Source organism: Acinetobacter sp. yr461, assembly GCF_900110445.1.
Taxonomy (GTDB): Bacteria; Pseudomonadota; Gammaproteobacteria; order Pseudomonadales; family Moraxellaceae; genus Acinetobacter; species Acinetobacter calcoaceticus.
On sequence record NZ_FODU01000010.1, the window covers coordinates 12,910 to 25,973 of the forward strand.

Below are 13,064 nucleotides of genomic sequence, written 5' to 3' on the forward strand. Positions count from 1 at the left end.
GTAAAAAGCAGCGCATCGGTAATGCACTGCTTTGTTAAACAATCGGTAAAATCAGCTTAGCCAGTGTTACGTAAACCAGCAGCAATACCTGCAATACTCACCATAAGCGCATGATCAACAGGGGTATTTTCTGCTTGACGCTCAGCGAGATAATCACGACGGCGTTTCATCAGTTCAGCCTGTAAAAGGTGTAAAGGTAGTAAATAAGGTTTGCGAACTTGCATAGACTGATCAAGAACTTCGTTATTACTCAGAAGTTTTGATTCATCTTTTAAAGCAAGTAGAGTTTGAACGGCGTCTTTTAATCGCTGACGTAATTGGTTGCCGAGTACTTTTAAATCTTCATCTTCAGTCAGATGTGATTCGTAATAGAGCGCAATGTTGGCATCAGCTTTTGACAATACCATTTCCAGCATATCGATGAGCGTCTGGAAATAAGGCCATTGCTGGAGCATTTCATCAAGCGTTGCTTTTTGCTGATCGGCAATCACTTCATTAATTGCTGCACCAGTACCTAGCCATGCAGGTAACATCAAACGGATTTGAGTCCATGCAAACACCCATGGAATCGCACGTAAAGACTCAATACCACCACTCACTTTACGTTTTGCTGGACGCGAACCTAGTGGCAACATTTGTAATTCAAGCTCAGGGGTGACAGTGCGTAAATATTTCACGAAGTGTGGGTTTTCACGAACTGTTTGACGATAGACCTTAACAGAATGATCTGTCATACGGTTCATGAGTTCACGCCACTCAGCTTTAGGTTCCGGTGGTGGTAATAAGGTCGCTTCAAGTGTTGCTGCGGTATAGATTTCAAGGTTTTGCATGGCAATCCCTTCTAAACCGAATTTGAAGCGGATCATTTCACCTTGTTCAGTCACTCGGATTGCACCAGAGATCGAACCCGGTGGCTGTGAAAATAGTGCCTGTTGAGTTGGAGCACCGCCACGACTAATTGAACCACCACGACCGTGGAACAGAGTCAACTGTACGCCGTGTGTTTGAGCAATTGCAGTCAGCTCTTCTTGAGCACGATATTGTGCCCAGTTGGCAGACATAAATCCGGCATCTTTTGCAGAGTCGGAGTAACCGATCATAACTTCGTGTTTACCCTGAATGTGCTGTTTATACCAATGCATATTGAACAGCGTATTCATTGTAGTTGCAGCGCCATCTAAGTCCTTTAAAGTTTCAAATAGAGGAACTACACGTAAAGGATGCTGAATACCTGCTTCTTTTTGCAATAACAATACAGCTAAAACATCGCTTGGATATTCAGCCATAGAAATAATATAAGCTCCTAAAGATTCAGGCGGTTGGTCTGCCAAAGTACGCATGGTGGCAAATACTTCCTGAACATCTGGGTGTCCAATCAAACTGCCTTCAGGTTCATTAATATATTTCGGTAAAAGTGGACGTTTGCTTTGTAATTCCTGAATCAGGAAGTTTTGGCGTGCTTGCTCAGTCCACGATTCAAAATTGCCTAAGCCTAAATATTCGGTAATTGCTGAAATTGCTTGGCGGTGACGACCTGATTCCTGACGAATGTCGAGTTTAAGTAGTTCAATACCAAAACAGTTCACACGGTAGATAAAGTCGAGTAGTTGGCCATTCGCAATTTCAGGTAGGTTACTGTCGATTAAAGAGCGATAGCACAATAATAACGGTTGTAAGAGCTCATCTTTACTTTTAATCACATTCGTATCGTCTGCTTCGAGTCCTTGCAAACGTTGAGCTAACCAGTGACGAGTCGCTTTCAAGCGTTCTCGTGTTGCACGTAAATACTCACGATAAGGTTCTGCATGTTGGTTACCAATGGCCTGAATCATTTCTTCAGAGCAGGTTTGAATTGAGAGTTCCCAACGCAAGTTTTCGATATCTCTTAAATAGAGATCGGCAGCTTGCCAGCGCGATAACCACAGAACTTCTTGTGTAATTTGATGGGTAACATTTGGGTTACCATCACGGTCTCCACCCATCCAAGATGCAAAACGCACTGGTGCAATGTTGAGTGGTAAGTTTTGTTGGCAATTTTCTTGTACCAACTCATTTAACTCACGAATAAATTTAGGTACTGCATTCCAGAGCGTTTGCTCAATCGTCGCAAAGCCCCATTTTGCTTCATCAACAGGAGTCGGGCGGTGCTGACGAATTTCATCTGTTTGCCATGCTGAACTAATTTGTTGTTTTAAGTTGGCAAGTGCACTTTGACGCTCTCGTGGAGTAAGTTTTTGCTGATCAAGCTGTGATAGACAAGCATTGATATCATCATATTTCTGAATGAGCGTACGACGGCTGACTTCGGTCGGATGTGCTGTAAGCACTAGCTCAATATCAAGATCACAAACTTGTTGGAATAGTTTTTCTGTTGAAATACTTTTATCTTTGAATTTTTCAAATAGGTGAACAAGTGGATTCGGAGAGTTGGCATCCGAATCGAATTCTGCTTGTCTGCGGCTACGGACCACATGATATTGCTCGGCAATATTGGCAAAATTTAGGAAATGAGAAAAAGCTCGGGTAAGGGGAAGTAGTTCATCGTCGGGTAGATTTAAAAATAATTGTTCTAGTTGCTTTTGGGCTTCAGCTTGGCCATCACGTGCACCTTTAGCAAGGGCACGAATTTGCTCGATCTGATTAAACAGCTCTTGTCCTGCATGTTGCTTTAGGGTTTCACCTAATAAATTACCAAGTAAGCGGACATCCTCGCGCAGTGGCGCATCGATTTGCTGAACCATGCTATTTTCTCCTGTTCTTATCCTTATCGAATATAGCGTGATTAACAAACATTCCAAGCTTTGAGCGTAAGAAAATGTGAATTTTTGCTTAAAAAATAACATTTAATTTGCATGCGATGCTGTTAACGATGACATGCACTCAGTACAACTTTTGGCAATGGTACTTTGGTTTAAGTCCGATATTTGAGCAGGAATAAAGCAATTGCATCTTGAATAATTTGCTCAAGCTCATGAGCATTTGGTACAGCAATGATCCCAAGTAAAACCTTCTGGTGGCGTACGCCAAGCAATAAGGACATAAGAAGCTCGGTTTGATAAGTAGGATTATCGGTTTGAATAAAACCTAATTGAGCCGCTTTTTGCAAAAACTCAGCTAATTGATTTTGCAGCCGGGTATGAGATGCATCAAAAAACTGTAGGGCGAGTGGACTTTGTTCTGCTGCAAGTTCAAATAAAACGTGTTCAAGTTTAAGTGCTTCAGGTGAGTAAATAATTTGCAAGGCGCGTGAACACACAATAAAGAGTGCTTGATAAAAGTCTGCCGATGCATCTAATTCAAATTGTTTAGTACACAGTGTCTCTTCACAGGTTTCTGTAATCGCACAGATAAACAGGTTGGCTTTATCTTGAAAGTGATTATAAACCGTGAGCTTAGTGACTCCTGCTTCCTGTGCAATCTGGTTCATGCTGGTACCGTGATAACCAGATTTCAAAAAAATGGCTTTTGCTGCTTGCAGAACACGAGCACGTTTTTCTAGATCTTTGGGGCGACCACTTTGATTAACTGTTTGCACGAAATCCTCTAATAAAAATTTAAAAAAATAGCGATTTATAAGTTTTTCTTTAATTAATGTACCCATGAGTATATTAATTAAAAAACAAACAATTTATGATGCAAACATATTGTGCCTTAAAAAATCAGTTTGAATAAGAGCGATAAGATATGAATCTGTTAAAACCTCTCATCATGAGTATGGTGATTGTTTGTACGGTCACATTAATGGGGTGTAGTAAAGAAGCCCCAAAAACAGAAGAAATACCCTATGTGATGGTGGCTCAACCTTTGACCACACTCAATGAACAAAAGAGCTATGCGGGAGATGTTCAGGCCAGACAACAAACAGCTTTAGCATTTCGGGTCGGTGGGCAGGTTACAGCACGTTACGTGGACGTTGGTGATCGAGTTAAGGTTGGACAAGTTTTAGCAAAACTTGACGTGGCAGATGCTCAGCTACAGTTAAATGCTGCTAAAGCCCAACTGGACAATGCTCAGGCCGCAGCAAAAACGGCATCAGATGAACTTAAGCGTTTTCAGCAATTACTACCAATTAATGCGGTTAGCCGTTCGCAATACGATACGGTGAAAAATCAATATGATTCGGCACAAGCAGCGTTACAACAAGCTCGTTCTAACTATGAAGTTTCTGCTAATCAGACAGGATATAACCAACTCGTTTCTAATAAAAATGGGGTGATTACTGCGCGAAATATTGAAATTGGACAAGTGGTTGCAGCGGGCCAAGCCGCTTATCAACTGGCAATTGATGGAGAGCGTGAAGTTGTCATTGGCGTACCAGAACAAGCAGTTGCCGAGATCAAGGTTGGTCAGGCAGCTTGGGTCACTTTATGGTCTAAACCGGATGACCGATTTGCTGGTTATGTGCGCGAAGTTTCTCCCGCGGCTGATCAGTCTCGTACCTTTACAGTCAAGGTTGCACTCAAAGAAGGTCAATCTGTTATTCAGCTTGGGCAAAGTGCACGCGTATTTTTTAGCTCGACTCAAACCAATGTGATGAGTGTGCCACTTTCGAGTGTCTCAGCAACAGATAATCAACCTTACGTATGGGTCGTTAATGCGAATCAGACATTACGTAAAGTACCTGTAACGATTGGTGCATATGGCAAAGATAGTGTGCCGGTATTATCTGGTTTGGCCCCAAATGATTGGGTTGTGATTGGCGGCGTACATTTGCTACGTGATAAACAGAAGATTCATCCGATTGACCGTGAAAACCGTGGGGTGAAAATTCAGGGAGCAACCCAGCCATGAAATTCAATCTCTCGGAATGGGCATTAAATAATAAAGGCATCGTCCTTTATTTTATGCTGTTGCTTGGCATTATCGGTGCGATCTCTTATTCAAAATTATCACAAAGTGAAGACCCACCCTTTACCTTTAAGGTAATGGTGGTACAGACCTACTGGCCTGGAGCGACTGCCAAAGAAGTTTCTACTTTAGTTACGGACCGTATCGAAAAGGAACTCATGACAACAGGGCAGTATGACAAGATTATGGCTTACTCCCGTCCAGGCGAGTCGTTGGTCACTTTTGTGGCCAAGGATTCACTTACTTCTGACAAGATTCCCGATGTTTGGTACAACGTTCGTAAGAAGGTCAATGACATTCGCCATGAACTGCCAAACGGTGTACAAGGTCCATTTTTCAATGACGAATTTGGAGACACTTACGGCAATATTTATGTACTGACAGGCAAAGACTTTGACTATGCACTTCTTAAGGAATATGCAGATCGTTTGCAATTACAGCTTCAACGGGTGAAGGATGTTAGTAAGGTTGAATTAATTGGTCTACAAGATCAAAAAATCTGGATTGAGATTTCTAACACTAAAGCGGTACAGCTTGGTATTCCGGTGACTGCGATTCAAGATGCCTTACAAAAGCAAAATAGTATGGCAAGTGCAGGTTTTTTTGAAACAGGCACAGACCGCATTCAGATTCGTGTAAGTGGTCATTTACAAAACATTGATGAAATTAAGAAAATGCCTTTACTGGTAGGTGATAAAACCATTCAACTCGGAGATGTCGCTGATGTCTACCGTGGTTTTAGTCAACCTGCTCAGCCACGTATGCGTTTCATGGGTGAAAATGGTATTGGTATCGCTTTATCGATGCGTAAGGGCGGTGACATTATTGCCTTAGGTAAAAATCTCGACACAGAATTTGCCCAATTGCAAAAAACTTTGCCTTTAGGCATGAAGCTCCAAAAAGTTTCTGACCAACCTGTAGCAGTGCAGCGCAGTATTCATGAGTTTATAAAGGTACTCGCTGAAGCCGTTATTATCGTCTTGTTAGTGAGTTTTTTCTCTTTAGGTTTCCGTACAGGATTGGTTGTCGCTTTTTCTATTCCTTTAGTTTTAGCAATGACCTTTGCGGGTATGAGTCTATTCGATGTCGGCCTGCATAAGATTTCACTGGGTGCCTTGATTCTGGCGCTAGGTCTGTTAGTCGATGACGCCATTATTGCCGTAGAGATGATGGCAATTAAGATGGAGCAGGGCTATAGCCGAATTAAAGCCGCCGGATTTGCGTGGAAAACAACAGCATTTCCGATGCTCACTGGAACACTGATTACCGCGGCTGGTTTCTTACCGATCGCGACAGCTCAGTCTGGTACAGGTGAATACACTCGCTCTATCTTTCAGGTGGTGACGATTGCCTTATTGGTGTCTTGGGTTGCAGCAGTTTTATTCGTACCTTATTTAGGTGAAAAGCTATTACCAGATTTTACCAAAACAGGCCATCAGGCCCCTTGGTATGTCCGTTTATGGGCGAGATTAACTAAGAAACCTCAGCCGCAAACTGTGACCATTTCACAGGACCATCATTACGATCCTTATCAATCTAGCTTCTATTTACGTTTTAGGAAGATGGTCGAGTTTTGTGTGACTTATCGTAAAACGGTAATTGCGACGACGGTGGGTATTTTCGTGCTATCTGTGCTGATGTTTAAGATCGTTCCTCAGCAGTTTTTCCCACCATCGAACCGTGCCGAGATTTTAGTTGATTTAAAACTTGAAGAAGGCGCTTCTTTAACAGCGACAGAACAAGCTGTGAAAAAGGTTGAAAAGTTTCTGTCTAAACAAAAAGGTATTGATAACTATGTGGCCTATGTCGGTACAGGTTCACCACGTTTTTATTTACCATTAGATCAGCAATTACCGCAAGCCAGCTTTGCGCAGTTTGTAGTTCTGGCATCATCACTTGATGATCGTGATGAAATTCGACGCTCGTTAGAAACACAAATTAAGCAATTACTTCCGCAAGTTCGTACTCGCGTGTCATTACTGGAAAATGGCCCACCTGTTGGTTATCCGTTGCAATATCGTGTGTCGGGCGAAGATCAAAATCTGGTCCGTCAAGAAGCACAGAAAGTCGCTAAACTGATGAGCGAAAACCCGAATACGACCAATGTACATTTAGATTGGGGTGAGCCGAGTAAGATTATTTCAATTCAAATTGACCAAGATCGTGCTCGACAAATGGGTGTCTCTAGTCTGGATTTAGCGAACTTCATTAATGCATCAATTACAGGCAGTGCGATTGAGCAATATCGTGAAAAGCGTGAACTCATTGAAATCCGTTTACGTGGCGATCAGAGCGAGCGAGTTGAAGTGGCCTCATTGGCAAGTTTAGCTGTCCCAACGACCAATGGAACGACTGTGCCTTTAGCCCAAATTGCTAAAATTGAGTATAAATTTGAAGATGGCTTAATCTGGCATCGTAACCGCTTACCAACCATTACCGTTCGCGCAGATATCCGAACTCAATTACAACCAGCTACAGTGGTTGGTGAGTTAGCTGAATCAATGGATAAGTTACGTGCTGAATTACCAAGTGGCTATCTTGTTGAAGTTGGTGGAACCGTAGAAGAGTCTGCACGTGGGCAAAATTCTGTGAATGCTGGTATGCCACTGTTCTTGGCTGTGGTCATGACATTACTGATGATTCAGCTCAAAAGCTTATCTCGCGCAACCATTGTGTTGTTAACAGCTCCACTAGGTTTAATTGGCGTGGTTTTATTCTTACTGTTATTTAACAAACCATTTGGCTTTGTGGCCATGTTAGGCACAATTGCACTCTCTGGCATGATCATGCGTAACTCGCTTATTTTGATCGATCAAATTGAACAAGACAGGCAAGCAGGTCATTCCACATGGGAAGCGATTATTGAAGCAACAGTACGTCGATTCCGTCCAATCATTTTGACTGCTTTAGCCGCAGTTCTGGCGATGATTCCACTTTCACGGAGTATTTTCTTTGGTCCGATGGCAGTTGCGATCATGGGTGGATTGATTGTTGCCACCTTACTGACATTATTTTTCTTGCCTGCGCTCTACGCAGCATGGTTTAAGGTGAAAAAAACCGCATAAAATACATAATTTTTTTGTGAATAAAGGTGCGAAATATTGAAAACTCCAATATAGTAGCACCTGTCTTTACACAAAAAATACAGGATTATTTCACTGCATAAAAAATAGGCAAATGCAGTGAATTGAGGTGAAATACAGATGGGGCAAGACCATATCGAACAGCATCGCCGTTATATTGTAATTTCTTATGCGTTCATGTTTCTTGCATTGTTTACGGTTATTTTTGCAGCCTTTGCTTATTTGGTTGCTCGTAAAGTAGCGGCTGTAGATAATGCGGAAGTTTGGATTCATGCGCATGCACTATGGATTATGCGAAACGGGATTCTATTTCTTTGTATGGCAATTTTTGCTGCGGTCTGGTTTATTCCGCTCTTCTTTTTTGCATGGGACAGTAATCTTTGGGTAACTGCCTCTACGGTTGCTGGTGTTGTATTTAGCGCGATTGCGTGGTTATTTCTATTAAATGCATGGTTAAAAGGCTTGTCTAAATATTTAAAAAATAAGGCAGTTTTTTAATATATCTATTTTTTAAACATTTTCCCCTTGTAAATTCGGCTAAAGCCCCCCATTTAGTCGGCAATAGAGTATTGATAAAATTCCGTGAGGAGCACCGCCAAAAATGGCTAAACGTGATTATTATGAGGTTTTAGGCGTTTCAAAAACCGCAAGTGATGATGAGATCAAAAAAGCCTACCGTAAATTGGCGATGAAATATCATCCTGATAGAAACCCTGACAATGCCGAAGCTGAAGAGAAATTTAAAGAAGCTGCTGAAGCTTATGAAGTTTTATCGGATAGCGAAAAGCGTAGCATGTACGATCGCATGGGTCATAATGCGTTCGAAGGTGGCTTTGGCGGCGGTGGTGGCGGCTTTGGCGGATTTAGCGCAGAAGATATTTTTAGCCAGTTTGGTGATATCTTCGGTGGTGCATTCGGTGGTGGTGGACGTCAACAGCGTCAACGTCGCGGATCAGATTTACGCTATGTAATGGAACTTACCCTTGAAGAAGCTGTAAAAGGGGTGAAAAAAACCATTACCTTTACTGCTCCTGCACCATGTGATGTGTGTGATGGTAAAGGGTCAAAAAATCCAAAAGATGTTGAAACTTGTAAAACTTGTCATGGTTCAGGACAAGTGCGTATGCAGCAAGGTTTCTTCTCTGTACAACAAACATGTGGTACTTGTCGTGGCCAAGGTAAAATTATTAAAAACCCTTGTCAGGCATGTCATGGTTCTGGTGTAGCTGATCGCCAGCAAACGTTGGAAGTTACAATTCCAGCGGGTGTGGATAATGGTGATCGCGTACGTTTGAGTGGCAAAGGCGAAGCAATTCGTGATGGCCAATCAGGTGATTTGTACGTTGAAGTGGTTGTTCGCGAACACGAAATTTTCCAACGTGATGGCGCTGATCTTTATATGGATGTGCCAGTTAGCATTGCTGATGCTGCACTTGGTAAAGAAATTGAAATTCCAACTTTGGAAGGCCGTGTTAGCTTGAAGATTCCTGAGGGAACTCAAACAGGCAAATTGTTCCGTTTACGTGGTAAAGGCGTTCGTCCAGTACGTAGCAGCATGGTGGGTGATTTACTCTGCCGTATTGTGATTGAAACACCGGTGAACTTGAATGCTCGCCAACGTGAATTACTTAAAGAGTTGCAAGCTTCTTTTGATGGCGAAGACAGTGCTTCTTCACCAAAGAAAAAATCATTCTTTGATCGTTTGTTTGATTAATGCTTGATTAGATAAGAAATTAAAAAGAAGGCGGATATTGATAAAATATCCGCCTTTTTATTGCGCTGATTCATCTTATTATTTTTATTCTGCTTAAAAGAAAATTACTTCTGCTTACTCTGTAGAGTGAGCAACATCAATGTCGTCAACACTTACAGTCGGTTCGCTAGAAGCAAGAGTAGGAGCATTTTTGATCACTGGTGCGGCTACTGCTTCTGCCTGTACAGCTACTTTTGGTGCTTCTGCTGTTGTTTCGCCAATAATCGGGTCAATATCTTCAACTTTAACGTCGGTATTGGCATCGGTTACTACGCTAATTTGAGCTGTAGGCGTTGCTGTTTGAGTATTTACGTTAGTCGTAATGCGTGCTTTAGATAAGCTTTCTAATGTGTCTCCTGGCTGGATTGCAGGCTCTGCAAATGCCACTGAACTCATAATCCCCATCATCGCTGTGAAGCCAATAATTCTCGAATGCATGCTGAACTCCTTATAGTCATCTTTTTTTCATTCGTGGCTGAGTAGTGTGCCGATCAATTCTTTAACTTTTGTGAAAACAGATTAAATTTCAGCTGATCTTAAAAAATAATTTTTACTTTTTATCGTGAGCAAAGAGTTTTGATATAGTAGACAAATTACGTAAAACAGAAGATTGAGAAGGATTATGTCAGCAGCTCCACGCATTGGTGTTTTAGGTGCAGGCGGTCGTATGGGCCGTACGCTTATTCAAGCAGTTCAACAGGCAGGCTATCAATTGGCTGCTGCGGTAGAACGTCCGGAAAGTAGTTTGGTCGGCACTGATGCAGGTGAGCTCGCTGGTATTGGTTCAGTGGGTGTGAAGGTTTCAGGAAGCTTGGCAGATGTTCTGAAAGACTGCGATGTAATCATTGATTTTACTGCACCAGTTGCGACTGCTCAGCATTTGAAGCTTTGCCGTGAAGCTGGGGTTGCCATGGTTATTGGTACAACAGGTATGTCAGATGAACAAAAAGCTGAGTTAGACGAAGTTGCCACTTATACACCTGTGGTTTACGCTGCGAACTATTCAGTAGGTGTAAATGTATCAATCAAGTTACTTGAGCTTGCAGCAAAAGTATTTGGCGATACAGTAGATATTGAAGTGATTGAAGCTCATCACCGTCATAAAGTAGATGCGCCATCAGGTACAGCGTTAATGATGGGTGAAGCGATTGCAGATACTTTAGGCCGTAACTTAAAAGAAGTTGCTGTCTATGGGCGTGAAGGACATACAGGCCCACGTGACCGTCAAACGATTGGTTTTGAAACTATTCGTGGTGGTGATATTGTTGGCGAACACACTGTTATGTTCATTGGTGAAGGTGAGCGCGTTGAAGTGACTCATAAAGCAACTAACCGTATGAACTTTGCTGCTGGTGCAGTGCGAGCTGCGGCATGGGTTGTGGGCCGTGAAGCACGTAAATATGACATGAAAGATGTTTTAGGATTGAACGACGTACAGGTTTAAAACCCTGTACGTATTCCATGTGTAGCGAGAAAAAAAAGATAGAGCAGAACATGAATAAAAAACAAATTGCCCTGACCACTCTTCTTTGTTTAAGTAGCCTCTGGACGGGGGCTGCTTCTACAGAAAAAGCTAAATTAAGCTTAGACCGCAATAATATTAAAGTCTGGACCTATCAGAAGACTGATAATCCAGTCTTTCAATATAAAGCAGAAACGACATTTGATGTGCCACTCGAACGCGCTGTCGCCGTGATTTTAGATGTGAATCGTGCCGATCAGTGGGTGCCTTATATGGGCAAAGTTGAAATATTGTCTCAAGATGAGAAAAAAGGTGAATTCACACTCTACATGGTGTTAGATTTTCCATTTCCCTTGAAAGATCGTGATGTCGTTGTAAAAGGAAAAATGAGCAAGGCCGCAAATGGCGTTGTGACAATTAAAAATACTGCAATTAGCGGAAATTATCCGATACAACCCGATGTGGTGCGCTTAACACGCTATGAAGGGGACTGGACATTCCAAAAACTTGCAAATAATAAGGTGAAAGTAACCACCAGTGGTTATGCTGATCCTGCTGGTGCAATTCCATTAAGTTTTGTGAATATGTTTGTTCAACAGCAGCCTTACCAGATGTTGCTTAAAATGAAGCGCGAAGTGACCAGTCCGATTTATGAACAACCGAAATTACCAGATATTTTAAAATAAATAACTTAAAAAAAGCGCCTGAAATCAGGCGCTTTTTTTATTAATCTGAACACTGCTGTAACGCTTGGGCAGGGCTGCTTTCGCGTTTGATTTGGAATAAAACCAATAACAAAGCTAACCCAGCCAGCAGTGCACCAGCAAATGATACTGCACTATAACCCCAACCTAAATCGAGTACTAATGCGCCTGCTGCTGCTCCGACAGCATTACCGAGGTTAAATGCACCAATATTCACTGAAGAGGCAAGTCCTGGAGCTTCGTGAGCGACTGACATTACACGCATTTGTAATGGAGGCACTAAAGCAAAGGTTGCTGCACCCCAGATCACTAAAGCAATGGCTGCACCAATCTGACTTTGTGCAAGGATAGGGAAAGTCACCATCATGATAATCAACAGAACCAAGAAACCAATCAGGGTTTTGTTGATAGACAAATCTGCAAAGCGACCGCCTAAATGGTTACCAATCGAGAAACCGACACCAATCAACATCAGCATAAAAGTAATGAAGGTCGGTGAAGCATGGGTAAACTCAGTCAAACTTGGCGCAATATAGGTATAGAGCGTAAACATTGCACCCGCACCGAGTACGGTGGTGAGCAACGCAAGTATTACAGGAGTGCGCGTTAACACTTTCAACTCAGCTTTCACATTTGGTTTTTTGGCAACCATACCTTGTGGGAGGGCTTTCCATAAAGCGAGCATGGTAATAACACCAAGCAATGAAATCGCAAGGAAAGACATACGCCAGCCAATGTTTTGCCCAACCCATGTTGCCAAAGGCACACCACCGATATTGGCAATAGTTAGGCCCATAAACATGGTTGCTACAGCACTGGCCTGTTTATGTGCGGGAACAATGCTTGCTGCTACAACTGAACCTATCCCGAAGAACGCACCGTGGTTAAGGCTGGTGATAAGACGCGCACCTAATAAGCTCATATAGCTTGGTGAAAATGCCGCGATTAGGTTACCTACCGTAAAGATCGCCATCAGAAAAATAAGCGCATTACGTCGTGCAAAACCACCAAACCACAAGGTCATAAATGGCGCACCGAGCATTACGCCAAGTGCATAACCTGTAATTAACATTCCAGCTGTTGGAATTGAAATCCCTAAATCATTAGCGATATTCGGCAACAATCCCATTGGAGAGAATTCAGTGGTACCAATGGCAAAGGCACCAATAGCCAATGCCAATAACGAGAACGCCGTATTTGCTTGAGTGTTCATG

General features: G+C 42.4%; 10 protein-coding genes. 6 read left to right on the top strand and 4 right to left on the bottom strand.

The window, feature by feature from the left end:
* Positions 1 to 56: 56 nt before the first annotated feature.
* Both ppc and BMW38_RS13795 read right to left on the bottom strand, forming a co-directional pair.
* On the bottom strand, positions 57 to 2,741 hold the full coding sequence (ppc, locus tag BMW38_RS13790) for a phosphoenolpyruvate carboxylase (RefSeq protein ID WP_092709035.1): 2,685 nt from the start codon (positions 2,739 to 2,741) through the stop codon (positions 57 to 59).
* A 170-nt stretch (positions 2,742 to 2,911) separates the two neighbouring features.
* Complete coding sequence (locus tag BMW38_RS13795; RefSeq protein WP_092709216.1) at positions 2,912 to 3,535, bottom strand: TetR/AcrR family transcriptional regulator; 624 nt, start codon at positions 3,533 to 3,535, stop codon at positions 2,912 to 2,914.
* A gap of 149 nt (positions 3,536 to 3,684) precedes the next feature.
* On the opposite strand from BMW38_RS13795, the gene BMW38_RS13800 reads away from it, so the two are divergent.
* The 4 genes from BMW38_RS13800 to dnaJ all read left to right on the top strand — a co-directional run bounded on the left by BMW38_RS13800 (position 3,685) and on the right by dnaJ (position 9,645).
* Positions 3,685 to 4,791 (top strand): efflux RND transporter periplasmic adaptor subunit, encoded by a 1,107-nt coding sequence (locus BMW38_RS13800; RefSeq protein ID WP_092709038.1) that lies wholly within the window; start codon positions 3,685 to 3,687, stop codon positions 4,789 to 4,791.
* A complete protein-coding gene (locus tag BMW38_RS13805; RefSeq protein ID WP_092709041.1) occupies positions 4,788 to 7,913 on the top strand; it encodes an efflux RND transporter permease subunit in 3,126 nt (1,041 codons plus the stop codon). The genes BMW38_RS13800 and BMW38_RS13805 overlap by 4 nt, the downstream gene beginning before the upstream one ends.
* Positions 7,914 to 8,051: 138 nt before the next feature.
* The gene (locus BMW38_RS13810) at positions 8,052 to 8,429 is read left to right on the top strand and encodes a hypothetical protein (RefSeq protein ID WP_092709044.1); all 378 of its coding nucleotides are present in this window, start codon (positions 8,052 to 8,054) and stop codon (positions 8,427 to 8,429) included.
* Positions 8,430 to 8,532: 103 nt separating this feature from the next.
* The gene (dnaJ, locus tag BMW38_RS13815; RefSeq protein WP_003654301.1) at positions 8,533 to 9,645 is read left to right on the top strand and encodes a molecular chaperone DnaJ; all 1,113 of its coding nucleotides are present in this window, start codon (positions 8,533 to 8,535) and stop codon (positions 9,643 to 9,645) included.
* A 114-nt stretch (positions 9,646 to 9,759) separates the two neighbouring features.
* Here dnaJ and BMW38_RS13820 read toward each other — a convergent pair whose 3' ends face one another.
* Positions 9,760 to 10,122: a hypothetical protein gene (locus BMW38_RS13820; protein WP_092709047.1), complete on the bottom strand. Its 363-nt coding sequence runs from the start codon at positions 10,120 to 10,122 to the stop codon at positions 9,760 to 9,762.
* A 184-nt stretch (positions 10,123 to 10,306) separates the two neighbouring features.
* Here BMW38_RS13820 and dapB point away from each other — a divergent pair, with 184 nt between their 5' ends.
* Both dapB and BMW38_RS13830 read left to right on the top strand, forming a co-directional pair.
* The gene (gene dapB, locus BMW38_RS13825; RefSeq protein ID WP_092709050.1) at positions 10,307 to 11,128 is read left to right on the top strand and encodes a 4-hydroxy-tetrahydrodipicolinate reductase; all 822 of its coding nucleotides are present in this window, start codon (positions 10,307 to 10,309) and stop codon (positions 11,126 to 11,128) included.
* A 50-nt stretch (positions 11,129 to 11,178) separates the two neighbouring features.
* Positions 11,179 to 11,832, top strand: a complete 654-nt coding sequence (locus tag BMW38_RS13830) for an START domain-containing protein (RefSeq protein ID WP_092709053.1) — start codon at positions 11,179 to 11,181, stop codon at positions 11,830 to 11,832.
* A gap of 40 nt (positions 11,833 to 11,872) precedes the next feature.
* Here the strand turns inward: BMW38_RS13830 and BMW38_RS13835 are convergent, their stop codons facing one another.
* On the bottom strand, positions 11,873 to 13,063 hold the full coding sequence (locus tag BMW38_RS13835; protein WP_092709056.1) for an MFS transporter: 1,191 nt from the start codon (positions 13,061 to 13,063) through the stop codon (positions 11,873 to 11,875).
* Between the last annotated feature and the right edge of the window lies 1 nt (position 13,064).

Excerpts from the sequence above, each read along its gene's own strand:
- BMW38_RS13830 (WP_092709053.1), top strand. The coding sequence starts at position 11,179 with ATGAATAAAAAACAAATTGCCCTGACCACTCTTCTTTGTTTAAGTAGC.
- BMW38_RS13800 (WP_092709038.1), top strand. The coding sequence starts at position 3,685 with ATGAATCTGTTAAAACCTCTCATCATGAGTATGGTGATTGTTTGTACG.
- BMW38_RS13835 (WP_092709056.1), bottom strand. The coding sequence starts at position 13,063 with ATGAACACTCAAGCAAATACGGCGTTCTCGTTATTGGCATTGGCTATT.
- BMW38_RS13820 (WP_092709047.1), bottom strand. The coding sequence starts at position 10,122 with ATGCATTCGAGAATTATTGGCTTCACAGCGATGATGGGGATTATGAGT.
- dapB (WP_092709050.1), top strand. The coding sequence starts at position 10,307 with ATGTCAGCAGCTCCACGCATTGGTGTTTTAGGTGCAGGCGGTCGTATG.
- BMW38_RS13805 (WP_092709041.1), top strand. The coding sequence starts at position 4,788 with ATGAAATTCAATCTCTCGGAATGGGCATTAAATAATAAAGGCATCGTC.
- BMW38_RS13810 (WP_092709044.1), top strand. The coding sequence starts at position 8,052 with ATGGGGCAAGACCATATCGAACAGCATCGCCGTTATATTGTAATTTCT.
- dnaJ (WP_003654301.1), top strand. The coding sequence starts at position 8,533 with ATGGCTAAACGTGATTATTATGAGGTTTTAGGCGTTTCAAAAACCGCA.
- ppc (WP_092709035.1), bottom strand. The coding sequence starts at position 2,741 with ATGGTTCAGCAAATCGATGCGCCACTGCGCGAGGATGTCCGCTTACTT.